21 protein-coding genes are annotated in these 25,004 nt (G+C 57.0%); 11 read left to right on the forward strand and 10 right to left on the reverse strand.

From position 1 onward, the window contains the following. The first annotated feature begins 1 nt into the window (after position 1). The 8 genes from nuoK to MEB48_RS05275 all read left to right on the forward strand — a co-directional run bounded on the left by nuoK (position 2) and on the right by MEB48_RS05275 (position 6,970). Entirely contained in the window at positions 2 to 310 is a 309-nt protein-coding gene (gene nuoK, locus MEB48_RS05240) for an NADH-quinone oxidoreductase subunit NuoK (protein ID WP_007905077.1), read from the forward strand. Then, positions 307 to 2,160, forward strand: coding sequence for an NADH-quinone oxidoreductase subunit L (nuoL, locus tag MEB48_RS05245; protein ID WP_237882547.1), 1,854 nt, complete (start codon positions 307 to 309; stop codon positions 2,158 to 2,160). Before nuoK ends, nuoL begins: the two co-directional genes overlap by 4 nt. A 39-nt stretch (positions 2,161 to 2,199) precedes the next feature. Beyond that, a complete protein-coding gene (gene nuoM / locus MEB48_RS05250) occupies positions 2,200 to 3,732 on the forward strand; it encodes an NADH-quinone oxidoreductase subunit M (RefSeq protein WP_237882549.1) in 1,533 nt (510 codons plus the stop codon). 7 nt (positions 3,733 to 3,739) lie between these two features. Next, positions 3,740 to 5,203 carry an NADH-quinone oxidoreductase subunit NuoN gene (gene nuoN, locus MEB48_RS05255; protein WP_237882551.1) on the forward strand — a complete coding sequence of 488 codons (1,464 nt, stop codon included), beginning with the start codon at positions 3,740 to 3,742 and terminating at the stop codon, positions 5,201 to 5,203. Between the two features lie 174 nt (positions 5,204 to 5,377). Continuing rightward, positions 5,378 to 5,758: a type II toxin-antitoxin system Phd/YefM family antitoxin gene (locus MEB48_RS05260; RefSeq protein ID WP_237882553.1), complete on the forward strand. Its 381-nt coding sequence runs from the start codon at positions 5,378 to 5,380 to the stop codon at positions 5,756 to 5,758. Continuing rightward, a complete protein-coding gene (locus tag MEB48_RS05265) occupies positions 5,755 to 6,132 on the forward strand; it encodes a type II toxin-antitoxin system VapC family toxin (protein ID WP_237882555.1) in 378 nt (125 codons plus the stop codon). Before MEB48_RS05260 ends, MEB48_RS05265 begins: the two co-directional genes overlap by 4 nt. A gap of 183 nt (positions 6,133 to 6,315) precedes the next feature. Further along, complete coding sequence (locus MEB48_RS05270) at positions 6,316 to 6,666, forward strand: type II toxin-antitoxin system RelE/ParE family toxin (protein ID WP_237882784.1); 351 nt, start codon at positions 6,316 to 6,318, stop codon at positions 6,664 to 6,666. Beyond that, on the forward strand, positions 6,656 to 6,970 hold the full coding sequence (locus MEB48_RS05275) for a helix-turn-helix domain-containing protein (protein WP_007896134.1): 315 nt from the start codon (positions 6,656 to 6,658) through the stop codon (positions 6,968 to 6,970). Before MEB48_RS05270 ends, MEB48_RS05275 begins: the two co-directional genes overlap by 11 nt. 187 nt (positions 6,971 to 7,157) lie before the next feature. Here the strand turns inward: MEB48_RS05275 and MEB48_RS05280 are convergent, their stop codons facing one another. Genes MEB48_RS05280 through MEB48_RS05305 form a run of 6 tightly spaced genes read right to left on the reverse strand, consistent with a single transcriptional unit; the run spans position 7,158 to position 13,093 of the window. Beyond that, on the reverse strand, positions 7,158 to 8,900 hold the full coding sequence (locus tag MEB48_RS05280; RefSeq protein ID WP_095053160.1) for an ABC transporter substrate-binding protein: 1,743 nt from the start codon (positions 8,898 to 8,900) through the stop codon (positions 7,158 to 7,160). Between the two features lie 46 nt (positions 8,901 to 8,946). Then, positions 8,947 to 9,219 (reverse strand): DUF2160 domain-containing protein, encoded by a 273-nt coding sequence (locus tag MEB48_RS05285; protein ID WP_038983664.1) that lies wholly within the window; start codon positions 9,217 to 9,219, stop codon positions 8,947 to 8,949. Between the two features lie 10 nt (positions 9,220 to 9,229). Continuing rightward, on the reverse strand, positions 9,230 to 10,030 hold the full coding sequence (locus MEB48_RS05290) for a carbohydrate ABC transporter permease (protein ID WP_123358324.1): 801 nt from the start codon (positions 10,028 to 10,030) through the stop codon (positions 9,230 to 9,232). 8 nt (positions 10,031 to 10,038) lie between these two features. Next, the gene (locus MEB48_RS05295; protein WP_157712578.1) at positions 10,039 to 10,905 is read right to left on the reverse strand and encodes a carbohydrate ABC transporter permease; all 867 of its coding nucleotides are present in this window, start codon (positions 10,903 to 10,905) and stop codon (positions 10,039 to 10,041) included. Beyond that, entirely contained in the window at positions 10,902 to 11,999 is a 1,098-nt protein-coding gene (locus tag MEB48_RS05300; RefSeq protein ID WP_237882557.1) for an ABC transporter ATP-binding protein, read from the reverse strand. Before MEB48_RS05300 ends, MEB48_RS05295 begins: the two co-directional genes overlap by 4 nt. Then, positions 11,999 to 13,093, reverse strand: a complete 1,095-nt coding sequence (locus MEB48_RS05305; protein WP_237882559.1) for an ABC transporter ATP-binding protein — start codon at positions 13,091 to 13,093, stop codon at positions 11,999 to 12,001. The genes MEB48_RS05300 and MEB48_RS05305 overlap by 1 nt, the downstream gene beginning before the upstream one ends. Positions 13,094 to 13,459: 366 nt before the next feature. On the opposite strand from MEB48_RS05305, the gene MEB48_RS05310 reads away from it, so the two are divergent. Next, the gene (locus MEB48_RS05310; RefSeq protein WP_237882561.1) at positions 13,460 to 15,313 is read left to right on the forward strand and encodes a sigma-54-dependent Fis family transcriptional regulator; all 1,854 of its coding nucleotides are present in this window, start codon (positions 13,460 to 13,462) and stop codon (positions 15,311 to 15,313) included. 203 nt (positions 15,314 to 15,516) lie between these two features. Here MEB48_RS05310 and MEB48_RS05315 read toward each other — a convergent pair whose 3' ends face one another. The 4 genes from MEB48_RS05315 to MEB48_RS05330 form a co-directional block, all read right to left on the reverse strand. Next, positions 15,517 to 16,722: an MFS transporter gene (locus MEB48_RS05315; RefSeq protein ID WP_237882563.1), complete on the reverse strand. Its 1,206-nt coding sequence runs from the start codon at positions 16,720 to 16,722 to the stop codon at positions 15,517 to 15,519. Positions 16,723 to 16,904: 182 nt separating this feature from the next. After that, on the reverse strand, positions 16,905 to 19,538 hold the full coding sequence (locus tag MEB48_RS05320) for a non-ribosomal peptide synthetase (protein WP_237882565.1): 2,634 nt from the start codon (positions 19,536 to 19,538) through the stop codon (positions 16,905 to 16,907). Between the two features lie 798 nt (positions 19,539 to 20,336). Then, positions 20,337 to 21,719 carry a cysteine--tRNA ligase gene (cysS, locus tag MEB48_RS05325; RefSeq protein WP_237882567.1) on the reverse strand — a complete coding sequence of 461 codons (1,383 nt, stop codon included), beginning with the start codon at positions 21,717 to 21,719 and terminating at the stop codon, positions 20,337 to 20,339. Positions 21,720 to 21,743: 24 nt separating this feature from the next. Beyond that, positions 21,744 to 23,441, reverse strand: a complete 1,698-nt coding sequence (locus MEB48_RS05330; RefSeq protein WP_237882569.1) for a glutamine--tRNA ligase/YqeY domain fusion protein — start codon at positions 23,439 to 23,441, stop codon at positions 21,744 to 21,746. 262 nt (positions 23,442 to 23,703) lie between these two features. Here MEB48_RS05330 and MEB48_RS05335 point away from each other — a divergent pair, with 262 nt between their 5' ends. Both MEB48_RS05335 and lpxH read left to right on the forward strand, forming a co-directional pair. Next, positions 23,704 to 24,207, forward strand: coding sequence for a peptidylprolyl isomerase (locus MEB48_RS05335; RefSeq protein ID WP_237882571.1), 504 nt, complete (start codon positions 23,704 to 23,706; stop codon positions 24,205 to 24,207). After that, a complete protein-coding gene (gene lpxH, locus MEB48_RS05340; protein WP_237882573.1) occupies positions 24,204 to 24,941 on the forward strand; it encodes a UDP-2,3-diacylglucosamine diphosphatase in 738 nt (245 codons plus the stop codon). Before MEB48_RS05335 ends, lpxH begins: the two co-directional genes overlap by 4 nt. The last annotated feature ends 63 nt before the right edge of the window (positions 24,942 to 25,004 follow it).

The following is a 25,004-nucleotide window of genomic DNA, read 5'->3' on the forward strand; positions in this document are numbered from 1 at the left end:
GATGCCTGCTATCCCTTTGGAGCATGGTCTGGCGGTCGCCGGCATCCTGTTCTGCCTCGGTCTGGTCGGCCTGATGGTCCGGCGCAACATTCTCTTCGTGCTGATGAGCCTGGAGGTCATGATGAATGCCTCCGCGTTGGCGTTCATCGTTGCCGGTAGCCGCTGGGGTCAACCGGATGGACAGATCATGTTCATCCTGGTGATCAGCCTGGCAGCCGCCGAGGCCAGTATTGGCCTGGCGATTCTGTTGCAGCTGTATCGCCGCTTCCACACTCTCGATATCGACGCTGCCAGCGAGATGCGCGGATGAACCTTCTCTATCTGACTTTCGTATTCCCTCTCATAGGTTTTCTGCTGCTGGCGTTCTCACGCGGTCGCTGGTCGGAAAACCTTTCGGCGCTGATCGGCGTCGGCTCCATTGGCCTGTCGGCAATCGTCACTGCTTACATCATCTGGCAGTTCAACGTTGCGCCCCCTGAAGGCGGTCACTACACCCACGTGTTGTGGCAGTGGATGGCGGTGGAAGGCTTCACGCCTGACTTCGCGCTGTACCTGGATGGTCTGTCACTGACCATGCTCGGTGTGGTGGTTGGCGTCGGCTTCCTGATCCACCTGTTCGCGTCCTGGTACATGCGCGGTGAAGCCGGCTACTCGCGCTTCTTTGCCTACACCAACCTGTTTATCGCCAGCATGCTGTTCCTGGTCCTGGCCGATAACCTGCTGTTCGTGTACTTCGGCTGGGAAGGCGTGGGCCTGTGCTCGTACCTGTTGATCGGTTTCTACTATAGCAACCGCAACAACGGTAACGCGGCACTCAAAGCCTTCATCGTGACCCGCGTCGGCGACGTGTTCATGGCCATCGGCCTATTCATCCTGTTCCAGCAGTTGGGCACGCTGAACATTCAGGAGCTGCTGGTCAAGGCGCCTGAGCACTTCAAGGCCGGTGACTTCTGGATCGTTCTGGCGACCCTGATGCTGCTGGGCGGCGCTGTCGGTAAATCCGCACAACTGCCGCTGCAAACCTGGCTGGCAGATGCGATGGCCGGTCCGACGCCGGTTTCGGCACTGATCCACGCCGCGACCATGGTGACCGCCGGTGTCTACCTGATCGCCCGTACTCACGGCTTGTTCGCCCTGGCGCCGGATATCCTGCACCTGGTCGGCGTTGTCGGTGGCGTGACGTTGGTGCTGGCAGGTTTTGCCGCACTGGTTCAGACCGACATCAAACGTATCCTCGCCTACTCGACCATGAGCCAGATCGGCTACATGTTCCTGGCCCTGGGCGTCGGCGCATGGGATGGCGCGATCTTCCACCTGATGACCCACGCCTTCTTCAAGGCACTGCTGTTCCTTGCCTCCGGTGCGGTGATCGTTGCCTGCCACCACGAGCAGAACATCTTCAAGATGGGCGGTCTGTGGAAGAAACTGCCACTGGCCTACGCCAGCTTCATCGTCGGCGGCGCGGCTTTGGCGGCCTTGCCTCTGGTAACCGCAGGCTTCTACTCCAAGGATGAAATCCTTTGGGAAGCGTTTGCCAGCGGTAACCAGGGTCTGCTTTATGCAGGTCTGGTCGGTGCCTTCATGACCTCGCTGTACACCTTCCGCCTGATCTTCATTGCGTTCCACGGTGAAGCGAAGACCGAAGCGCATGCCGGTCACGGTATCGCTCACTGGCTGCCGTTGTCGGTGTTGATCGTACTGTCGACGTTCGTCGGCGCGATGATCGTTCCGCCGTTGCACGGTGTGCTGCCGGAAAGCGTCGGCCATGCCGGTGGCGAAGCCAAGCACAGTCTGGAAATCGCCTCGGGCGCCATCGCCCTGGCCGGTATCCTGCTGGCAGCGCTGCTGTTCCTCGGCAAGCGTCGCTTCGCCACCGCCGTCGCCAACAGCGGCATCGGCCGCGTCCTTTCAGCCTGGTGGTTCGCTGCCTGGGGCTTCGACTGGATCTACGACAAACTGTTCGTCAAGCCTTACCTTGCGATCAGCCATGTACTGCGCAAAGACCCGCTTGACCAGACTATCGGTCTGATCCCGCGTATGGCCAAAGGCGGTCACACCGCCCTGAGCCGCACCGAGACCGGTCAATTGCGTTGGTATGCCGCCTCGATGGCTGCTGGTGCCGTGCTGGTAATCGGCGCCGTCGTGCTGGTAGCGGTCTGATATGAACCTTGCGAACTTGCGAAAGGAAACGAGCCCGTCATGATTCTGCCTTGGCTAATCCTGATCCCCTTCATCGGCGGCCTGCTGTGCTGGATGGGTGAGCGCTTCGGCGCTACCCTCCCCCGCTGGATTGCGCTGATCACCATGTCCCTGCTGCTCTCCCTCGGCCTCTGGCTGTGGGCCAACGGTGACTATTCATTGGCACCGGCGCCTGGTGCCGATCCGACGTGGGTGATTGAGTTCAAACACGTCTGGATCCAGCGCTTCGGCATCAACGTGCACCTGGCCCTCGACGGCCTGTCGCTGTTGATGATCCTGCTGACCGGTCTGCTGGGTGTCCTCTCGGTACTCTGCTCGTGGAAAGAGATTCAGCGTCATGTGGGCTTCTTCCACCTGAACCTGATGTGGATCCTGGGCGGTGTCGTCGGCGTGTTCCTCGCCCTCGACCTGTTCATGTTCTTCTTCTTCTGGGAAATGATGCTGGTGCCGATGTACTTCCTCATCGCGCTCTGGGGTCACAGTTCTTCGGACGGCAAGAAAACCCGGATCTACGCGGCGACCAAGTTCTTCATCTTCACTCAGGCTTCCGGCCTGATCATGTTGGTGGCGATCCTGGGTCTGGTACTGGTCAACTTCAACGACACCGGCGTGATTACCTTCAACTACGCCGATCTGTTGAAGACCAAGATGTCGATGACCACCGAGTACATCCTGATGCTCGGCTTCTTCATCGCCTTCGCGGTCAAGCTGCCAGTCGTACCGTTCCACTCCTGGTTGCCTGATGCTCACGCCCAGGCACCGACCGCGGGTTCCGTGGACCTGGCCGGTATCTTGTTGAAGACTGCTGCGTATGGCCTGCTGCGTTTCGCCCTGCCGCTGTTCCCGAATGCCTCGGCCGAGTTCGCGCCGTTCGCCATGACCCTGGGTCTGATCGGGATTTTCTACGGTGCGTTCCTGGCCTTCGCGCAAACCGACATCAAGCGTCTGATCGCCTTCTCGTCCGTTTCCCACATGGGCTTCGTGCTGATCGGCATCTACTCCGGCAGCCAACTGGCGCTGCAGGGCGCGGTGATGCAGATGCTGGCGCACGGTTTGTCGGCCGCGGCACTCTTTATCCTCTCCGGTCAGTTGTACGAGCGTACCCACACCCGCGATATGCGAGAGATGGGTGGCCTGTGGTCGAAGATTGCCTACCTGCCGGCCCTTAGCCTGTTCTTCGCCGCCGCGTCGCTGGGCTTGCCGGCGACCGGTAACTTTGTCGGTGAGTTCCTGATCCTGATCGGCACCTTCGCCAGCGCTCCATGGATCACCGTGATCGCTACATCCGGTCTGGTGTTCGGCTCGGTCTACTCGCTGATCATGGTCCATCGTGCCTTCTTCGGCCCGTCGAAATCGGACGCGGTGCTGCATGGCATGGACGGTCGCGAACTGATCATGGTGGTTGGACTGGCGGCGTTGCTGATCTACATCGGCGTGTACCCGCAACCGTTCCTCGACACCTCTGCCGCGACGATGCATGGCGTGCAGCAGTGGCTCGGCACCGCCTTCACTCAACTCGCTTCGGCCCGGTAAGAGCGCTATGGAATTCACGACTCAACACTTTATCGCGCTTGCGCCATTGTTGATCACCAGCGCCACGATCATCGTGGTGATGCTGGCTATCGCATGGCGCCGCAACCACTCACAGACCTTTCTGCTGTCGGTGGCAGGTCTGAACCTGGCTTTGCTGTCGATCCTCCCAGCTCTGAAAGTCGCGCCGCTGGCCGTGACGCCACTGCTGCAGATCGACACGTTCGCTTGCTTGTACATGGCGCTGATCCTGGTCGCCACCCTCGCCTGTGTGACCCTCGCCCACGCCTACCTCGGCGATGGCGGTTCGGGTTACCCGGGCAACCGTGAAGAACTTTACCTGCTGATCCTGATGTCCGCCGCCGGTGGCCTGGTGCTGGTCAGCGCGCAGCACCTGGCCGGGTTGTTCGTTGGTCTGGAACTGCTCTCGGTACCGGTCTACGGTCTGGTGGCTTACGCCTTCTTCAACAAGCGCTCGCTGGAAGCCGGCATCAAGTACATGGTGCTGTCGGCCGCCGGTTCCGCGTTCCTGTTGTTCGGTATGGCCCTGCTCTACGCCGACGCTGGCAGCCTGAGCTTCAACGGCATCGGTCAGGCCCTGGCGGCCACCGGTCTGCCAAGTTCTCTGGCTCAACTAGGCCTGGGCATGATGTTGATCGGCCTGGCGTTCAAACTGTCGCTGGTACCGTTCCACCTCTGGACCCCGGACGTTTACGAAGGTGCTCCGGCACCGGTGGCAGCGTTCCTGGCCACCGCGTCGAAAGTCGCTGTGTTTGCAGTGATGGTGCGTCTGTTCCAGATCTCGCCAGCGGCGAGCAGCGGTGTGCTGAGCGACGTACTGACCATCATCGCCATCGCGTCGATCCTGTTCGGTAACCTGCTGGCACTGACCCAGAGCAACCTCAAGCGTCTGCTGGGTTACTCGTCCATCGCCCACTTCGGCTACCTGCTGATCGCCCTGGTGGCGAGCAAAGGCCTGGCCGTGGAAGCCATCGGCGTGTACCTGGTCACCTACGTGATCACCAGCCTCGGCGCGTTCGGGGTGATCACCCTGATGTCCTCGCCATACAACGGCCGTGACGCGGATGCCCTGTACGAATACCGCGGCCTGTTCTGGCGCCGTCCGTACCTGACCGCCGTCCTGACCGTGATGATGCTGTCCCTGGCCGGTATCCCGCTGACCGCGGGCTTCATCGGCAAGTTCTACATCATCGCCACCGGTGTCGAATCGCAGCAATGGTGGCTGGTCGGCTCCCTGGTACTGGGCAGCGCCATTGGCGTCTTCTACTACCTGCGCGTCATGGTCACCCTGTACCTGATGGAACCGAACCTGCGTCGCCACGATGCCCAACTGCACTGGGAACAACGTGCAGGCGGCGTGATGCTGCTGGCGATTGCCGTACTGGCGTTCTTCCTCGGCCTGTATCCACAGCCGCTGCTGAACCTGGTTCAGCAAACGGGGTTGGCGGGTTGATCGCTTAAGCGATACTTGGTTACAAACAAAAACGGCACCTTCGGGTGCCGTTTTGCGTTTTGGGGATTGCTCTCCCCTTTCTCGGAAAAGGACTGCGAAGACATCAGCATTGGCTGACATTCGCCAGCTGCTGCTGAGCGCTAAGGTGGGTGAAGAGCTAATCAGGAGCATCCAATGAAGCTAGAAATTCTTTCGAGGTCGGAAAATGGTTTTGAATTCACCGCTCACTCGACCAACAGTTTGACCTATCGTCCTCTCGCCTTTGCCGTCTCCAAATATTCTGGCTATATTTGTCCAGAATATGCAGGAGAACTTATGATCATCGTTCCGTTAGCCGAAGCAAAAAACAATTTGTCCAAGCTCGTCGATGACGCGGCAGCCGGGCAGATCATCACTATTGCCAAACATGGGCGAGCCCTTGCCCGATTAGTCCCCGTGGGCAAGCCCTGCGGACGTCGTATCGGCGCAATGAAAGGCAAACTGGTTCTCGCTGACGACTTTGATGCGCCGCTTCCCGACGAAATACTGGATGCTTTTGAGGGGACTCACGAATGAGGGTTCTGCTCGACACACATATCTTGCTTTGGACGCTCAGTGATGACCCCAAACTATCTGGCAAAGCCAGAAAGCTAATTGAGAATGCTGCCGATATTTACATCAGTGCAGCGACATTCTGGGAGATGGCGATCAAGGTTGGACTAGGAAAGCTAGACGTTGATCTGGAGGAAATCCGGCAGTACAGCCTCGAAAGCGGTTTCATCGAACTACCAGTGACCTCAGAACACGCCATAGCAGTGAAAGACCTCGAACATCACCACCGTGACCCATTCGATCGGCTCATTGTTGCAACGGCCATGACAGAGCCAATGAAACTGCTCACCGCCGACCCATTAGTGGCCAAGTACACAGATTTAGCAATTTTGGTTTAACCGACCCACCTTTGCCCCTCCCCTCCCAAATATCCAGAATCGCCTCGCAGGTGAATCAGCCGCGTCCTACATCCCGATCCTGCCTTCGACTTTAACGTAATGACTTGACCGAATTGGGCAGGAACAGAAGCCTTGACCTATTCGATTCTTGTGATAGAAATATACGCAGGTAACGTACAGAACATGGACGCTCTTTTTATCGAATTACCCGTATTTCAGAAGCACAGAAATGACTACCTGGACGACGAACTGTTTCGCAGCTTTCAACTGGAGCTGCTGAAAAACCCGGAAACTGGCGACCTGGTGGAAGGTATGGGCGGGTTGCGAAAGGTCCGTTTCTCCGACCAGCGACGAGGCAAAGGCAAGCGCAGTGGACTAAGGGTGATTTATTACTGGTGGTCGGGTTTTGATCAATTCTGGCTGTTCACCGTATATAGCAAAAACGAGCAAGACGACTTGTCGCCTTCCCAGAAGAAACTTTTCAGACAAACTCTATATAGCGAAATCAACACGAGATCCCACCATGAAACGTGACATTTTTGCCGAACTGATGGAAGGCCTTGAAGCCTTGGCCGACGAGCGCCAAGGCAAGGTCACGCTGCGAACCCACAAGGTCAAACTGCCAAAACTGGTGCCAATCACTGCCGAGGAAGTGGTAGCCATACGCCAACAGCTCAACCTTTCCCGTTCGGTATTCGCGATGTACTTGCGCACCAACACCCGGACGCTGGAGAACTGGGAGCAAGGACGGGCGAAACCTAATGCTCAGGCGACAACGCTGATCCGGCTGGTTGAGCGCTTTCCGGAGACGGTTGAACAACTGGCGGCGCTGACCTGAAGTGTTTGCGGCGTTTTCAATGACGCCTTCGCGAGCAAGCCCGCTCCCACAGTGGATCTCCAGTGAACACACCATTGGGGGAACTCCTACGATTAACTGTGGGAGCGGGCTTGCCCGCGATGGCGGTGGAACTGGCACAAAGTAAAACGGCACCTTACGGTGCCGTTCGCGTTTCACATTCAGACGATTACTTACGCGCCGCCTCCCACGATTTCAGCAGTTCGGCATAGCTCACGGTTTCGCCTTTAGGCTTCTCGTTCGCCAGTTTCGCTTTCGGCGCACCCGGCTGGTCGAACCAATACTGAGCATCCTTCTCAGGATTCATTTTCGGTCCGCAGGTCGGTTGTACCTTGGAGCGTTCCAGACGGGTCATGATTGCATCCTGATCCTTGGCCAGACCGTCCAGTGCCTGTTGCGGGGTTTTCTCGCCACTGGCGGCTTCCGCGATGTGGCTCCACCACAGTTGCGCCAAGCGAGGATAGTCCGGCACATTGGTTCCGGTCGGAGTCCATTGCACGCGTGCCGGGCTGCGATAGAACTCCACCAGACCACCGAGTTTCGGTGCCAGGTCGGTCATGGCTTGAGAGTTGATGTCCGATTCGCGGATCGGGGTCAGGCCGACAATGGTTTTCTTCAGCGATACGGTTTTCGACGTCACGAACTGCGCGTACAGCCAGGCCGCGAGTTTTTGCTTTTCAGGTGTGGACTTGAGGAAGGTCCAGGAACCGGCGTCCTGATAACCGAGTTTCATGCCCTCCTCCCAGTACGGACCTTTCGGCGACGGCGCCATGCGCCATTTCGGTGTGCCGTCGGCGTTCATCACTGGCAGGCCCGGTTTGGTCATGTCAGCAGTAAACGCGGTGTACCAGAAGATTTGCTGGGCAATGTTGCCCTGAGACGGCACCGGGCCCGATTCGGAAAAGGTCATGCCCGCCGCTTCCGGTGGTGCGTATTTTTTCATCCAGTCAACGTATTTGGTGGTGGCATAGACCGCCGCCGGGCCGTTGGTGTCGCCGCCGCGGGTCACGCTGGAGCCGACCGGATGACAATCCTCGACGCGGATGCCCCACTCGTCCACCGGCAAGCCATTGGGAATGCCTTTATCGCCAGCGCCGGCCATGGAGAACCAGGCATCGGTGAAACGCCAACCGAGGGACGGATCTTTTTTGCCGTAGTCCATGTGGCCATAGACGCGCTTGCCGTCGATTTCCTTGACGTCTTCGCTGAAGAATTTGGCGATGTCTTCATAGGCCGACCAGTTCACCGGTACGCCCAGTTCATAACCGTACTTTTCTTTGAACTTGGCTTTCAAATCCGCTCGCTCGAACCAGTCAGCGCGGAACCAGTAGAGGTTGGCGAACTGCTGGTCGGGCAGTTGATAGACTTTGCCGTCCGGCGCGGTGGTGAACGAGATGCCGATGAAGTCCTTGATGTCCAGCGTTGGCGAGGTGTAGGCCTTGCCTTCGTTGGCCATCAGGTCGGTGATCGATTCGGTCTTGCCGTAGCGAAAATGCGTGCCGATCAGGTCCGAGTCGTTGACCCAGCCGTCATAGATGTTCTTGTCCGATTGCATCTGGGTCTGCAGCTTTTCCACCACGTCGCCTTCCTGCAGCAAGTCGTGGGTCAGCTTGATCCCGGTGATCTCGGTGAAGGCCTTGGCCAGCACCTTGGATTCATATTCGTGGGTGGCAATGGTTTCCGAAACCACCTTGATGCTCATCCCGCGAAACGGCTCGGACGCCTTGATGAACCACTTCAGTTCTTCGAGCTGCTGTTCGGCAGTCAAGGTGGACGGTTTGAATTCGCTGCCAATCCATTTCTTCGCAGCATCTTCGTAGGCATCGGCCCAGGCAGATGCGCTCAAACCGCTGAGTGCCAGCAGGGCTGCCAATGAAATGCTATGTCGCAGCTTATTGTTTTTATCGAACATAAGACCTCCTGTTTAAGTGGCGGAGCACGATTGCCGAGCGATTCGACTAGCCCCAACGCATCACAGCCAACAGCCACACCAGGGACAACGCGAACGCCACCCAGATGCTCCAGTCGGTGACGCCGATTACCAGCAAATGCAGGTAGGCGCTGCCGAGAAGACCGATAAACAGCCGATCGCCACGGGTAGTGGCAATCGGCAAAAAACCACGCCGAGGGATGCTCGGCGAACGCAATTCCCAGGTCGTCATGCCCGCCAGAGTCAAGGCAATGACGCTGAAGAACGCCGCCGTGGGGCCGGTCCAGCTCATCCATTCCATCATCAATTCCTCATACTCGGCCCAAGGCAAAACCCTTGGCCACGTGGTTGCGAACAAACCAGATCACCAGCATGCCCGGCAGAATAGTCAAAACCCCTGCTGCCGCCAGAACGCCCCAGTCGATGCCGGACGCCGAGACTGTACGGGTCATCACCGCCGCGATGGGTTTGGCGTTTACCGAGGTCAGGGTTCGTGCCAGCAATAGCTCGACCCAGGAAAACATGAAGCAGAAAAACGCCGTAACACCGATCCCGGAGCCGATCAGCGGGACGAAAATTTTCACGAAGAACTTGGGGAAACTGTAGCCGTCGATGTAGGCGGTTTCGTCGATTTCCTTGGGAACACCGGACATGAAACCTTCAAGAATCCACACCGCCAACGGCACGTTGAACAGACAGTGAGCCAACGCCACCGCGATGTGTGTATCGAATAGCCCGATCGAGGAGTACAGCTGAAAGAACGGCAGCAAGAACACCGCCGGTGGTGCCATGCGGTTGGTCAGCAGCCAGAAAAACAGGTGCTTGTCGCCGAGAAAACGATAGCGCGAAAACGCATACGCCGCCGGCAGCGCCACGCTCAGGGAGATCAGCGTGTTGAAACTCACGTAATACAGCGAGTTGAGGTAACCGGTGTACCAGCTCGGGTCAGTGAAGATCACCTTGTAATTGGCGAAGGTGAAATCCTGGGGAAACAGCGTCAGGCCGCCGAGAATTTCGGTGTTGCTCTTGAAGGACATGTTCAGCAGCCAGTAGATCGGCACCAGCAGGAACAGGATGTAGATCAGCAACGGGATTAGCTTTCTCTTGCTCATGGCAGGCCTCACCGATTGGCGTCAGAGTGAGTCATGGCGGTATAGAACAGCCACGACACCAACAGGATGATCAGGAAGTACACCAGCGAAAAAGCGGCCGCCGGGCCAAGGTCGAATTGCCCGATGGCCATTTGGGTCAGCGTCTGACTCAGGAACGTCGTGGCATTGCCCGGACCGCCACCCGTCAGCACGAACGGCTCGGTGTAGATCATGAAGCTGTCCATGAAGCGCAGCATCACCGCGATCAGCAGCACGCTCTTGAGCTTGGGCAACTGGATGTGTCGGAAAACCGCCCAGGCCGATGCCCGATCAATCCGCGCGGCCTGGTAATACACATCCGGAATCGCCCGCAAACCGGAGAAACACAACAGCGCCACCAGCGACGTCCAGTGCCACACATCCATCACCAACACCGTGACCCAGGCGTCCATGGTGTTGGCCGCATAGTTGTAGTTGATGCCCATGGCGTTGAGGCTCGAACCGAGCAAACCGATGTCGGCCCGGCCGAAAATCTGCCAGATGGTGCCGACCACGTTCCACGGGATCAGCAAAGGAATCGCCAGAATGATCAGCACCAGCGACGACCAGCGACCCTTGGTCGGCATGGTCAGGGCGATGGCGATGCCCAACGGGATTTCAATCAGCAACACGCAGCCGGAGTAGATGAACTGGCGCAGCAGCGAGTCGTGCAATCGCGGATCGAGCAGCACCTGCCTGTACCAGTCAGCACCGACGAAGTAGCGGCTGGACTGGTCGAAGATGTCCTGCACCGAGTAGTTGACCACGGTCATCATCGGGATCACCGCACTGAACGCCACCAGCAGGAATACCGGCAACACCAGCCACCAGGCTTTGTTGTTCTGCACCTTGTTCATGGCAGCACCTCCAGCAGGTAATCATCGGCATAGACCATCAGCCATTGCGCCGGAAAACTGATGTACGCCGTGCCTTCGGGCACTGGCTTGTCTTCGGCCAGGCGTACTTTCAGCGGTGCGCCGTCGAGGTTCAGGGTCAAGATCTTGTAGGTACCCAAGTCTTCGACGTGTACGACCTGTGCCTGCAGCGCGTCATCACAGGGTTCATCCCACACATGAATGAACTCCGGGCGAATACCGACCTTCAGGGTTTTCCATTCGGACTCGGCGATTCGTTTCTGCATCGCGTCGGACAACGGCAAATGAGTCCCGGCAAAACCGACACCGCCGGCTTGTGGCTTAACCTCGATCAGGTTCATCCCCGGGCTGCCGATGAAATAACCGACAAAGGTGTGGCTCGGCCGCTCGAACAATTCCCGTGGCGTGCCGAACTGCACGATCTGCCCGCCATACATCACGGCGATCTTGTCGGCGAAGGTCGAAGCTTCGAGTTGATCGTGGGTGACGTAGACCATGGTGATGTTGAACTGCTCGTGGATCTGCTTGAGCTTGCGCCGCAGCTTCCACTTCAGGTGCGGGTCGATCACCGTCAGCGGTTCATCGAAGAGGATCGCCGACACGTCATCGCGCACCAGCCCACGGCCCATGGAGACTTTCTGTTTTTCATCGGCGTTGAGGTTGCGGGCTTTCTTGTGCAGCAATGCCTGGAGGTCGAGGACTTCAGCGATTTCCTGCACCTTAGTGTGAATTTTCGCTTCCGCCATGCCCTGATTGCGCAAAGGAAAGGCCAGGTTATCGAACACCGTCATGGTGTCGTAGACCACCGGAAACTGGAAAACCTGGGCGATGTTGCGTTTTTCCGGGGTCAGATCATTGACCGCTTTGCCATCGAACAGCACATGCCCTTGGGACGGACTGAGCAACCCGGAAATGATGTTGAGCAAGGTCGACTTGCCGCACCCCGAAGGCCCGAGCAGCGCATAAGCACCGCCCTGCTCCCACACATGATCCATCTCGCGGATCGCATAATCCTCAGGGCCGGACGGCGTTGGGGTATAGCTGTGGGCAAGGCTCTGCAAACGGATTTCGGCCATCAGGCAACCCTCGCAATGCGGCGGCCGGGCGCCTGAACCAGTCGCCCCTGCCTATCGAACACAAACAGTTTATGGGTCGGGATATAGATGCGAATCGGCGCGTCGACGTCGTATTCGTGTACGCCCGGCAAGTGCAGCACCAGCAGGAAATACTCGTTGCGCACGTGCAGGAAGGTTTCCGAACCGCTGATCTCAGCCACCTCGACGGTCACCGCCAGTTCCAGGTCATCGTCGTTGCTCGGCACCAGCGAAATGTGGCTGGGGCGCACGCCGAAACGGAACTCGCCCTCGCCCACCGGTCGCAGATCGACATTCAACGGGAAGTGCACAAAATTGGCGAAGCTGACTTCGTTGCCGGCGATGCGCCCCGGCATCAGGTTGATCGGCGGCTCGGAGAACAGCTCCGCCGCCAGCACGGTTTGCGGCTGGTGATAAACCTCGGCGGACTTGCCGCTCTGAATCACCCGACCTTCGTGAAGAATCGTGGTGGTGCCGCCCAGCGCCAGGGCTTCGTTGGGTTCAGTGGTGGCGTAAATCGCGATGGTGTGCCGGGCCTTGAACAGCTCGCGCATTTCCTGGCGCAGCTCTTCGCGCAGTTTGTAGTCGAGGTTCACCAGTGGCTCGTCGAACAGAATCAGCTCGGCGTCCTTGACCAGCGCCCGAGCCATGGCCGTGCGCTGTTGCTGACCGCCGGAGAGTTCCAAAGGATGGCGCTGAAGGAATTTCTCGATGCGCAGCATCTTTGCGGTTTCCAGCACTTTGCTCTGGATCAGCTCATTGGAAACGCCGGACTGACGCAGCGGCGAGGCGATGTTCTCGAACACCGTCATGGTCGGGTAATTGATGAACTGCTGATAAACCATCGACACATTGCGCAAACGCACAGGGCGCTGGGTGACGTCGACGCCGTTCATCAGGATGCGGCCGCTGTCGGGCTTGTCCAGACCGGCCATCAGGCGCATGAGGCTGGTTTTGCCGGACAGCGTGCGACCGAGCAAAACGTTGAACGATCCGGGTTCGAAGTTAAGGCACGCATCGTCGATCCAGGTCTGACCCTCGACGGTACGGCTGACGTGCTCCAGGACTAGTGACATGGCTCGGCCTTTTTATTATTGGAGTCAAGCGACCTGAGCACTACAGCGACATTCGTGCCAGAAATTCCAAGCGGTTGATTCGGTTTAAAATTTCTCAAAATGAGATAAAAGTTGAGTTCGTTGCTGAACAGAAATGAACAACGGCGACTGAACAATTGAACAGTTCAAAGATTGACAATGAACAAATGTGAACAACACTCTATAGACGTTTTTAGCCACACATTGCTCCCGTAGAGCCAGGCTTGCCGGCGAAGGCGTCGTCGAAATCGCCTTCGCCGGCAAGCCTGGCTCCTACAGGGGTATGTGGCGTTTGAACGTGATGCATACCCATAAAAACAATAAAAGCTTGCTCAGAGATCGACTGCCATGGCCGCACCTGCCCCGCCGCTCTCCCACGACGCCATCATCCAGGACTCCTGGTCCCGCTGCCGCGCGTTCGGGCTCGATCATCAGAGTGCGCCGGCGTTTGATCAGCTGCCGGCCGATGGCATCGCCCAGTTGCTGGAGAGCCAGCATTCACTGGTGCAGACCACCCATCAGGAAGTTCTGCCGTATTACGAGAACATCCTCAGCAACTCCAATTGCCTGATCATGCTCGCCGACAATCAGGGCCAGGTGCTGACGTCCTGGGGCACCCAGCGTTTCATCGAGCCGAGCCTCACCCGCGGTTTCAGCGCTGGCGCCAGCTGGATGGAGCGTTGCAGCGGCACCAACGCGATCGGCACTGCCTTGGCTTGTGAGCAGGCCGTGCACATCGAGCACGATGAACATTTTCTCAAGGCCAACCGCTTCATGACCGGTTCCGCCGCACCGATTTTCGATGCCGAGCGCAAGGTGATCGCGGTGCTGGACGTGTCCAGCGACAGTTATCTGCCGCCGTCCCATACACTGGGCATGGTCAAAATGATGAGCCAGACGGTGGAGAACCGGCTGATCCTCAACCTGTTCCACGGCCAGCATTTCCAACTGACCTTCAACACCGGGCTGAACAACCTCGACAGCCAATGGGCCGGGTTGCTGATTTTCGATGAAACCGGTCAGGTACTATCCGCCAATCGCCGGGCTGACAATCTGCTGGGGATCAGCCTGTCGCGGGTCAGCGTCGAGAGCCTGTTCAAAGTCTCATTGCTGGAACTGCTGAACCAGCCGGATGGCCTGCCATTTGCCCTGCAAGCCTCGGGGCGCAACCGTTTTCAATGCCTGTTAAAGCGACCGAAACCAGTGCCGATTCAGGCACATCTGTTTTCTGAAGAAACAAAGAGCGCTGAACCCACCGTGGCGGCGCCCACAGCGATCAGCCTCAATACCCTGCACTTTGGCGACAGCCGCGTGGAAAAAGCCGTGCGCCAGGCCGAGCGCTTGCTGGAAAAGGACATCCCGCTGTTGATCCATGGGGAAACCGGAGTCGGCAAGGAAGTCTTCGTCAAAGCCCTGCATCAGGCCAGTTCACGCAGCAAACAGCCGTTCATTGCCGTCAACTGTGCAGCGATCCCCGCCGAACTGGTGGAATCCGAGCTGTTTGGCTACGAGAAAGGCGCGTTCACCGGCGCCAGCCAGAAAGGCAGCATCGGGCTGATCCGCAAGGCCGATAAAGGCACGCTGTTCCTCGATGAAATCGGCGACATGCCACTGCCGACCCAGGCCCGGCTGCTGCGGGTGTTGCAGGAGCGTTGCGTGCAACCGGTGGGCAGCAGCGAATTGTTTCCGGTGGACATTCGGATCATTTCAGCGACCAACCGCTCGTTGCGCGAGCAGGTTCAGCTGGGGCGGTTTCGTGAGGACTTGTATTACCGCATTGGTGGTTTGACCCTGGAACTGCCGCCGCTGCGCGAACGCAGCGATAAGGAAGCGCTGTTCAAACGGCTATGGGAACAGCACCGCGAACCGAGCCAATGGGCTGGCTTGAGCCGTGAAGTGATGGAGCTGTTCAGTCGCCATCCGTGGCCCGGGAATTTGCGTCAGGTCAGTAGTGTGATGCAGGTGGCGCTGGCTATGGCCGAGGAACAACCCGTGCGGCCGGAGCATTTGCCGGATGATTTTTTTGTCGATCTGGAGATGGAGCTGGTGGTTACGCCGGAGCCGATAACCGTCGACCTCAATGATGCCGAGGAATTGAATCGGCAGTTGCAGGCGGCTGGGGGAAATATTTCCCATTTAGCCCGCAGGCTCGGGGTTAGTCGCAACACCCTTTACAAGCGATTGCGCCAGTCAGGCGACTGATCGTTCCCACGCTCCGCACCGCTAATGTCCGAGAAAACTTTTTCAAAGCTGAAGGCAGCCTTGGGCACCTGTAAGCTTTGTTCGTTTTGGCCTTCGGTATTCAAACCGTTCGATGCTCAATCCAAAATAGGCACTGTGTCATCGCGTGAGTTGAATTGCTCTCAGTTGGCGCTACATACATGCTCATCCAGACAGTCCGATGACTAGAAGGTTGGCTCGCCACACGTCGCTGACGCGGTACCAAGTGTGCGCAGACCAATAATTACGACCACTACCATTACGAGCCCCGCGACAATGGCTATACCGAACCCTGCCCGCGCGCCATAGACGTCGATGATCAGGCCCGAAAGTACTCCACCGAGCGCAACACCGATGCTGATGCCGGTCGTCATCCACGTTAGTCCTTCGGTGATCCTGGAAGGTGGAACAATGATCGTGCCGAGATTCATGACGATGACCATCGTTGGCGCGAATGACACACCTGCCACAAAGAGCATTCCCGCAAGGATGTAGACGTCCGGTGAGAAAATGGGCAATACGGCTGTGACTGCCGTTACCAGTACCCCAACAAAGAACTGCTTTTCAATCGGTAAGGAAACCCTTAACGCGCCGAACGTCAGGCCAGCAACCATTGAGCCGAGCGCATAGGCTGCCAGGATGAAGCTGGCGGACGCTGGCCAGCCTTGTGCGTTGGCGAAAGCAACAACTGCCACATCGATTGATCCGCCAATTACACCCATCGCTAGAAGTGCCAGAACGATGGTGCGAAGGCCGGGGATAAATAAGGTCGAGCTTGCGCTCCTCATGCTGCCTACAACCACCTTCGGTTCTGTCCGCCGCTGGAGAAGAAAAGCAGTCACACCGATTACCAGCAGCAAGACGGCAACAAGCGGTCCGGCTTCGGCGAAGAAGCTGATGCTCAGAGCAATGGCGAGTGGTGGGCCGATAATAAACGCGAGTTCAGTTAGAACAGTGTCCAGTGAGAAGGCCGTGTGTAGTTGCGGCTTGCCACGGAAAAGCTGTGTCCAGCGCGCTCTTATCATCGCGGGCATGCTGGGCATTGTGCCTGCCAGTGCCGCAAGAATAAAAAACAGTACCGCTGGGGCCCGCATGTAGACAGCAAGTATCAGCGCCAGCAACATACCAATGCTGAAGGCAGTCACAAAGGGCAAAACCCGACTCTGACCTCGCTGATCAACGAGTTTCGATATTTGCGGGCCGATCAGCGCATTCGCTAATGTAAATGTACCTGCGACAGAGCCAGCCAGCCAATAAAGGCCCGTCTGCTGCACCAACATAGTAATGATGCCGATGCCGATCATTGCCTGTGGCAGACGGGCAATGGAGCTCGCGATGACTAACCCCATGACGCCGGGGGTTGTCAGAAGCTCGCGATAGGGATTAGCCATGATTTCTCCAGTTTATAATTCGACGCTGATAAGTATCCCGCTACACGTGACGTAAACAATTGGATGCGGTTTACCGGCGACAAAAATGTCCATTGAACAAGCATACGAGTGGGTAGTTACAAAATTTGCAACAGCCCCCACTTGCATGCCGACTAGTGGCGTCTGTAAAAGCTAACGCTCAATCATCCTTGCAAAAGTGCTCGATTAAATGCTTCAGCCAAGTGCTTGCGATTACTGACATCAGCCATCATGGACAGATGCCCGCCCGGAACAGAAATAGAACGAATAGCCAAATCAGGTAATCGTTCTCTCCACCCGCCTACCATATCAACATGAGGCAGACTGGCACGCTCACGATCCGCAGCGTAGAAATGATAGAGATTGATCGGTAATGGCGCTGGCTTATAGGCGCCGGCAATTTGTGAAAATTGATAAACAGCTTGCCATTTGACTGTTTCCAGTGAGATATCTGCATTTAAATCATAGCCTCCCAGATCCTGGGCTTTTCTTATCAGCTCACCAAACTCATCACACTCACTTAATCTATCGAGTTCATGACTCTCCGCTTCGGAAACCACCGACCTAACATGTTCAATAAAATAGTGCTTTATATCTTTATTTTTATAAATCAACTTATGTGGCGCCGGAACATCAATAAACCCTAAAAACTCAACGCTGGCATCTTTGCACATAAGCACATGGGCGATTGCGTAAGCGAGGATTCCTCCAGAAGAATATCCCGCAATTCGATAAGGCCCTTCAGGCTGAATCGCCTGGATGAGCGGTACCATTCTTTCGGCCATAACCTCCATTGAGTGAGGAAAAGGTTCGCCAATGGCCGACCAGGGCAACACATGGATCGGGCAGCTCACCCGGATCTGTTGTGCCAGAGAAATAGCATACGAATAATCAGCTAATCCCGAAGGAACAAAAAAGACCGGGGACTCAGTCCCGCCACTGCGCACCGTGATCGCTCCGACATGCCGATTAAGCAAAGGAGACTGTGCGATTTGAAAGGCAAGGTTAGCCATACGCGGGTGTTCAAAAATGTCGCTCAGCGAACACTCCAAACCATAACTCCTGATTTTTTGCATCAGCTGGACGGCCATGAGCGAATGGCCGCCGAGCGCGAAGAAGTTGTCATGGCGCCCCACCGGCTCAACCCCGAGCAACTCTGACCAAAGCGCTGCCAGGATAGTCTCAGTCTCACCTTGTGGGGCCTCATAGGCCGCATGAGCAAAGGCCTCTTCCTCAGGAACAGGCAACGCCCGCCGATCAAGCTTGCCGTTAGGCGTCAGCGGCAAGCTTTCAATGAGCACAAAGGCAGACGGCACCATGTAGTCGGGTAAACGCTCACTCAGATAATCACGCAGTCGTCCTGCAAGCGGTAAATCCGCCTCGGAGTCGGCCTTGAATATAAAGGCATCATTGTTCGAGACCTCTGGCTGAGCCACCACATAAGCGATCAGTCGCTTGTCGGTGTCTACGCCTTGCACCTCCACAACCGCCTCGCGGATGGAGGGATGCTCGGTCAATCTGGCCGCGATTTCGCCCGGCTCAATCCGCAAGCCCCGTATCTTGACCTGATCGTCATTGCGGCCCAGGAACACCAGGTTTCCGTTCGACAGATAACGGGCCAAATCCCCCGTTTTATACATGCGCGCGTCAGGCTTGCCTGCAAAATGATCGAGCAAGAAACGCTCGTCCGTCAGTTCGGGAAGGTTGAGATATCCACGCGCAACACCGATCCCGCCGATATATATCTCACCCACCGCTCCCATTGGAACAGGCTGGCCATGCGCGTCCAGAAGATAGAGGTTCAAATCCGGCAGACGTTGACCGATCACGCTGTCGGCTTGTTGTGCATCTGATGACGTCAGAGGGTAATAGGTGACGTGGACCGTGGTTTCCGTGATCCCATACATGTTGACCAGTTGTGGGACAAATTCGCCACGCACCCCATACCAGTTGCGCAGGGTCGACGGCTGCAGCGCTTCGCCTCCAAAGATGACATAGCGCAGCCGGTCCGATGACGGTTGTACGTACTCCATCAAGGTGGTAAAGGCGCTCGGGGTCTGGTTCAAAACGGTGACGCCCTGCTCACAAATCAACTGGTAAAACGCTTGCGGAGAACGGGTAATCGCATGCGGGACCAGCACCAGCGTCCCTCCATAACGAAGGGCTCCCCACAGTTCCCAGACCGAGAAGTCGAAGGCAAAAGAGTGGAACAGACACCAAACATCACTGGCCTCAAAACCAAAAGATGGATGTGTCGTGTCGAACAGACGCATCACCTGAGCGTGCTCGACCATGACCCCTTTAGGTTGTCCGGTTGAGCCCGAGGTGTAGATGATATAGGCGAGGTTGTTGGGGGTAAGGCCGGTGACTTCAGGATTGGCGTCCACTTCAGCGTGGACATCACCAGGATCAAGGACGGTATGAACCTGCAAAGCAGCCCCGAGCGCTCGGCGCCCCGCCGCGTCAGCCAGCACTAGGACTGGAGCCGTATCTGCAAGAATGAACACCAGCCGCTCCCCCGAATATTCCGGATCGAGCGGCACATAGGCACCGCCCGCCTTCAGGATCGCCATCAGGCCAATAATCATCGCAGGGGAGCGCTCGACACAGATCGCCACAAGCTGGTCAGGTCCAACACCCAAGGTAATTAACCGATGGGCCAGCCGATTAGCCCTGGCGTTGAGTTCACCATAGCTGAGCGCCTCCCCCTCAAAGACCAGTGCCACTGCCTCAGGGTTGCGCGCAACTTGCGCCTCAAATAAATGGTTAATGCACAGATGATCCGGATATTTAGACATATTCTTCACCTTTCCCTCCTGGAAGCGAAAACTCCACTTTTATCGATTATTTGCACCTAAAATCGGACCAGTGCAAATTCTATAAAATATTGTCCATTGAACCACGTCTCTCGTTTGCCGTTACGACCTCACCATTGACAAAACAGCGAATAAAGAAAAATCCTACTCATACGCAAGAAAGCTCCGACAATAATTACAAATAGGCTATATTCATTCATCACCTACGAACGCTAACAACTTAAGAGACTCAACCACAAACACTTAAATATGCACACCGGACTCACATAATCACTGGGAACTATTTTTATTCCCCGTCAAGATTTCCCGTACTGCTCATACCGAATGACTTATACCAGCAACACCTAAAGACACTAATATTTCCCAGGCGAAGGATAATTACCATCCTCTAAACATCCTGAGCACTGCAAACTATTAGTTACTTGAATTTTTACCACGACGACTGCAGCAAAAAAACAACTCTAAAAAACTCACAACCATTTAACAACCACTCAGAGTTTGACCCTCGACGAGATCTAAAGATAACGCAACACCGTTTCAATTCAACACTGATAAAAATAATGTATTGGTCACCCTAAAATCAGGAATTACCCGAAGAACCTCAAATAAAAATATGTCCTTATGTTATGAAACACGCATCGTCTGGGCCAGACGTATACAGCCTTCAGCAAAAACTTTTACCCGCAAAATCATCCCTGCCAAGCGCCCCCTTAAAAAACAAAAAACCCGCACAAGGCGGGTTTTGTTTGATCGTTCCCACGCTCTGCGTGGGAACGATCATCAGTCAGCCAATCGCCAAGTCGTCCCCCCCTTCCCATCTTCCAGCACCACACCCATGGCGGTGAGCTGGTCGCGGATGCGGTCGGATTCGGCCCAGTCTTTACCGGCACGAGCTGCCAGACGTGCAGCAATCAGCGCCTCGACTTCGGCTGCATCCACGCGCCCTTCGGCACCAGCCTGCAAGAAGTCATCGGCCTCAAGTTGCAACACACCCAACACGCTGGCCAATTCTTTCAAACGAGCCGCCAGACCCGCCGCCGCATCGAGATCACTCTCGCGCAGACGGTTGATCTCGCGAACCATCTCGAACAGCACCGCACAGGCTTCCGGGGTGCCGAAATCGTCGTTCATCACCTGAGTGAAACGCTCGACAAAGGCTTCGCCGCCAGCCGGCGCCACGTTCGGCAGGCCTTTCAACGCGTGGTAGAAACGCTCGAGTGCGCCCTTGGCGTCCTTGAGGTTGTCTTCCGAATAGTTGATTGCGCTGCGGTAGTGGCTCGATACGAGCAGGTAACGCACGACTTCCGGGTGGTACTTTTCCAGCACGTCGCGAATGGTGAAGAAGTTGTTCAAGGACTTGGACATCTTCTCGCCATTGATGCGAATCATGCCGCAATGCATCCACGCGTTGGCGTAGGTCTTGCCGGTGGCTGCTTCGCTCTGGGCGATTTCGTTTTCATGGTGCGGAAACTCGAGGTCGCTGCCGCCGCCATGAATGTCGAAGGTCTCGCCGAGGCAGCAGGTCGACATCACCGAGCACTCGATGTGCCAGCCCGGACGCCCGTCGCCCCACGGCGAAGGCCAGCTCGGCTCGCCCGGCTTGGCGCCTTTCCACAGCACGAAGTCCAGCGGGTCCTGCTTGGACTCGTCGACTTCGATCCGTGCGCCAATGCGCAGGTCTTCAATCTTCTTGCGCGACAGTTTGCCGTAGCCCATGAACTTGGCGACGCGGTAGTACACGTCGCCATTGCCCGGTGCGTAGGCGTAACCCTTGTCGATCAGGGTCTGGATCATGGTTTGCATGCCAGCGATATGATCGGTGGCACGGGGCTCCATATCCGGCTTGAGGATGTTGAGGCGCGCCTCGTCCTCGTGCATCGCGGTGATCATGCGTTCGGTCAGCGCGTCGAACGGCTCGCCGTTCTCCTTCGCCCGATTGATGATCTTGTCTTCAATGTCGGTGATGTTGCGCACATAGGTCAGGTTATAACCGCTGAACCGCAACCAGCGGGTCACCAGGTCGAACGCGACCATGCTGCGGCCATGGCCAATGTGGCAGTAGTCGTACACGGTCATCCCGCAGACGTACATGCGCACATTGTTGCCATCCAGAGGCTTGAAGACTTCTTTGCTCTTGGTGAGCGTGTTGTAGATCGTAAGCACGAATGCTCCTTCCTTAACGCTGAATCACTGGCCCCACGAATCGCGCAGGGTCACGGTACGGTTGAACACCGGATGACCGGGCTTCGAGTCCTTGATATCCGCGACGAAGTAACCTTCGCGCTCGAACTGGAAACGGTCTTCCGGCTGTGCATTGCCAAGCGAAGGCTCGGCACGACAACCGGTGAGGACTTGCAGCGAATCAGGGTTGATGTTGTCCAGGAAACTGGCGCTGTCTTCGGCTTTCTCCGGGTTCGCAGAACGGAACAGGCGATCGTACAGACGCACTTCGCATTCGACGCTGGCCGCAGCCGGCACCCAGTGCACCACGCCTTTGACCTTGCGGCCTTCAGGGTTCTTGCCCAAGGTTTCCGGGTCGTACGAGCAACGCAGTTCGACGATGTTGCCATCGGCGTCCTTGATCGCTTCGTCGGCGCGGATCACGTAGCTGCCGCGCAGACGCACTTCGCCGTTCGGCTCCAGGCGCTTATAGCCTTTTGGCGGCTCTTCCATGAAGTCTTCACGGTCGATGTAGAGCTCACGGGCGAACGGCAGAACGCGCACGCCCATGTCTTCTTTCGGGTGGCACGCCAATTCGAGGTTTTCGACCTGGCCTTCCGGGTAGTTGGTGATCACGACTTTCAGCGGACGCAACACGCACATGGCGCGTGGGGCGCTGTGGTCGAGGTCGTCACGGATGCTGAATTCGAGCATGCCGAAATCGACCACGCCGTCGGAACGGTTGGTGCCGATCATTTCGCAGAAGTTGCGGATCGATTTCGGCGTGTAGCCACGGCGGCGGAAGCCCGACAGCGTGGACATGCGCGGATCGTCCCAGCCATGAACGTGCTTTTCATCGACCAGTTGCTTGAGCTTGCGCTTGCTGGTGATGGTGTAGTTCAGGTTCAGGCGGCTGAATTCGTACTGACGCGGCTGAGCCGGTACTGGCAGGTTGTCGAGGAACCACTCGTACAGCGGACGATGGCTTTCGAACTCCAGGGTGCAGATCGAATGAGTGATGCCTTCGATGGCATCCGACTGACCGTGGGTGAAGTCGTAGTTCGGGTAGATGCACCACTTGTCGCCGGTCTGGTGGTGATGCGCGTGACGGATGCGATACATGATCGGGTCGCGCAGGTTCATGTTCGGCGAGGCCATGTCGATCTTGGCCCGCAGCACGCGTGCGCCGTCCGGGAATTCGCCGGCACGCATGCGGGCGAACCAGTCGAGGTTTTCTTCCACGGAGCGGTCACGGAACGGGCTGTTCTTGCCCGGCTCGGTCAGGCTGCCACGGTATTCCTTGGCTTGCTCAGGGCTCAGGTCGTCGACATAGGCCTTGCCGGCCTTGATCAGTTCTACCGCCCAGTCGTGCAGCTGGTCGAAATACTGCGAGGCATAGCGCACTTCACCGGACCATTCGAAGCCCAGCCATTTGACGTCGCTTTCGATCGCGTCGATGTATTCCTGGTCTTCCTTGGCCGGGTTGGTGTCGTCGAAACGCAGGTGCGTGACGCCGCCGAATTCCTGGGCCAGACCGAAGTTCACACAGATCGACTTGGCGTGACCGATGTGCAGGTAGCCGTTGGGCTCAGGCGGGAAACGAGTGACGATCTGCGTGTGCTTACCCGAGTCCAGGTCCGCCTGGATGATCGGGCGCAGGAAATTGACCGGCACGGCAGGGCCGGTCTTGGAATTCGAGGTAGGGTCGACAGTGGGCTTGCTCATAGGATCCTTGAACGTACAAGTGCGCGGCCAGTTGGCCAAATCAAAGCGGCTGTTATAAATCAAAGGGGCTTATCATAGCCGATGCTGTCAAGTGGCTGACAGAGCAGGCCGGCAATCGGTTGCATTTAATCGGCCGGCAATGAAAAACAGCCTCGAAATTCGCGCCCGGCACGCTAAACTGCGTGCCTTGGCCGCCACTGGCCGGACTGGTTGAGGGTCAATGCGCCCCGAAACCCACGAATTCATAGAACGAGTACAGATCATGACCCAAGTCAAACTGACTACCAACTTCGGCGACATCGTCCTGGAACTGAACGCTGAGAAAGCCCCGATCACCGTGGCCAACTTCATCGAGTACGTCAAAGCCGGTCACTACGAAAACACCGTTTTCCACCGCGTTATCGGCAACTTCATGATCCAGGGCGGCGGTTTCGAGCCAGGCATGAAAGAAAAGAAAGACAAGCGCCCAAGCATCCAGAACGAAGCCGACAACGGCCTGCCGAACGTGAAGTACAGCGTAGCCATGGCCCGCACCATGGAGCCGCATTCGGCTTCCGCCCAGTTCTTCATCAACGTGGCTGACAACAGCTTCCTGAACCACAGCGGCAAAACCACTCAGGGTTGGGGCTATGCTGTATTCGCCAAAGTAGTCGAAGGCACCGACGTGGTCGACAAGATCAAGGGCGTGGCCACCACTTCCAAAGCCGGCCACCAGGACGTACCCGCAGACGACGTGATCATCGAGAAAGCCGAGATCATTGAGTGATACTGCTGATTTCAGACTTGCATCTGGAAGAGGAGCGCCCGGACATAACCCGGGCGTTTCTGGATTTGCTCGCTGGACGCGCCCGTTCGGCGAGTGCGTTGTACATTCTGGGCGACTTTTTCGAGGCGTGGATTGGCGACGATGCCATGACGCCGTTCCAGTGTTCCATCTGCCAGGCCCTGCGCGAACTTAGCGACAGCGGCACGGCCATTTTTCTGATGCACGGCAATCGCGACTTCATGCTCGGCAAGGCCTTTTGCAAACAGGCCGGCTGTACATTGCTGAAGGACCCCAGTGTCGTGCAGTTCTACGGCGAGCCGGTGCTGTTGATGCACGGCGACAGCCTCTGCACCCGTGACGAAGCGTATATGAAGCTGCGTCGCTATCTGCGTAACCCGATCACCCTGTTCATCCTGCGTCATCTGCCCTTGCGTACTCGCCATAAACTGGCGCGCAAGCTGCGCAATGAAAGCCGCGCGCAAACGCGGATGAAGGCCAATGACATTGTTGATGTCACGCCGGAAGAAGTGCCGCGGATCATGCAGCAATATGGCGTGAAAACCTTGATCCACGGGCACACCCATCGCCCCGCCATCCACAAATTGCAGATTGGCGAGCAGTCGGCCAAACGCATTGTATTAGGGGATTGGGATCGTCAGGGCTGGGCGTTGCAGGTGGATGAGCAAGGGTTTGCATTGGCGCCGTTTGATTTTGGTAACCCAATCCTTCTGTAGGAGCGAGGCTTGCCCGCGAAGGCGGCGTGTCAATCAACATTTACGTAGACTGACACGCCGCCT

It is taken from the genome of Pseudomonas sp. PGPR40 (genome assembly GCF_022014505.1).
Classification (GTDB): Bacteria; Pseudomonadota; Gammaproteobacteria; order Pseudomonadales; family Pseudomonadaceae; genus Aquipseudomonas.

Bases quoted from the DNA above. Each gene is read 5' to 3' on its own strand.
- nuoK (WP_007905077.1), top strand. From the start codon at position 2: ATGCCTGCTATCCCTTTGGAGCATGGTCTGGCGGTCGCCGGCATCCTG.
- nuoL (WP_237882547.1), top strand. From the start codon at position 307: ATGAACCTTCTCTATCTGACTTTCGTATTCCCTCTCATAGGTTTTCTG.
- nuoM (WP_237882549.1), top strand. From the start codon at position 2,200: ATGATTCTGCCTTGGCTAATCCTGATCCCCTTCATCGGCGGCCTGCTG.
- nuoN (WP_237882551.1), top strand. From the start codon at position 3,740: ATGGAATTCACGACTCAACACTTTATCGCGCTTGCGCCATTGTTGATC.
- MEB48_RS05260 (WP_237882553.1), top strand. From the start codon at position 5,378: ATGAAGCTAGAAATTCTTTCGAGGTCGGAAAATGGTTTTGAATTCACC.
- MEB48_RS05265 (WP_237882555.1), top strand. From the start codon at position 5,755: ATGAGGGTTCTGCTCGACACACATATCTTGCTTTGGACGCTCAGTGAT.
- MEB48_RS05270 (WP_237882784.1), top strand. From the start codon at position 6,316: ATGGACGCTCTTTTTATCGAATTACCCGTATTTCAGAAGCACAGAAAT.
- MEB48_RS05275 (WP_007896134.1), top strand. From the start codon at position 6,656: ATGAAACGTGACATTTTTGCCGAACTGATGGAAGGCCTTGAAGCCTTG.
- MEB48_RS05280 (WP_095053160.1), bottom strand. From the start codon at position 8,900: ATGTTCGATAAAAACAATAAGCTGCGACATAGCATTTCATTGGCAGCC.
- MEB48_RS05285 (WP_038983664.1), bottom strand. From the start codon at position 9,219: ATGGAATGGATGAGCTGGACCGGCCCCACGGCGGCGTTCTTCAGCGTC.
- MEB48_RS05290 (WP_123358324.1), bottom strand. From the start codon at position 10,030: ATGAGCAAGAGAAAGCTAATCCCGTTGCTGATCTACATCCTGTTCCTG.
- MEB48_RS05295 (WP_157712578.1), bottom strand. From the start codon at position 10,905: ATGAACAAGGTGCAGAACAACAAAGCCTGGTGGCTGGTGTTGCCGGTA.
- MEB48_RS05300 (WP_237882557.1), bottom strand. From the start codon at position 11,999: ATGGCCGAAATCCGTTTGCAGAGCCTTGCCCACAGCTATACCCCAACG.
- MEB48_RS05305 (WP_237882559.1), bottom strand. From the start codon at position 13,093: ATGTCACTAGTCCTGGAGCACGTCAGCCGTACCGTCGAGGGTCAGACC.
- MEB48_RS05310 (WP_237882561.1), top strand. From the start codon at position 13,460: ATGGCCGCACCTGCCCCGCCGCTCTCCCACGACGCCATCATCCAGGAC.
- MEB48_RS05315 (WP_237882563.1), bottom strand. From the start codon at position 16,722: ATGGCTAATCCCTATCGCGAGCTTCTGACAACCCCCGGCGTCATGGGG.
- MEB48_RS05320 (WP_237882565.1), bottom strand. From the start codon at position 19,538: ATGTCTAAATATCCGGATCATCTGTGCATTAACCATTTATTTGAGGCG.
- MEB48_RS05330 (WP_237882569.1), bottom strand. From the start codon at position 23,441: ATGAGCAAGCCCACTGTCGACCCTACCTCGAATTCCAAGACCGGCCCT.
- MEB48_RS05335 (WP_237882571.1), top strand. From the start codon at position 23,704: ATGACCCAAGTCAAACTGACTACCAACTTCGGCGACATCGTCCTGGAA.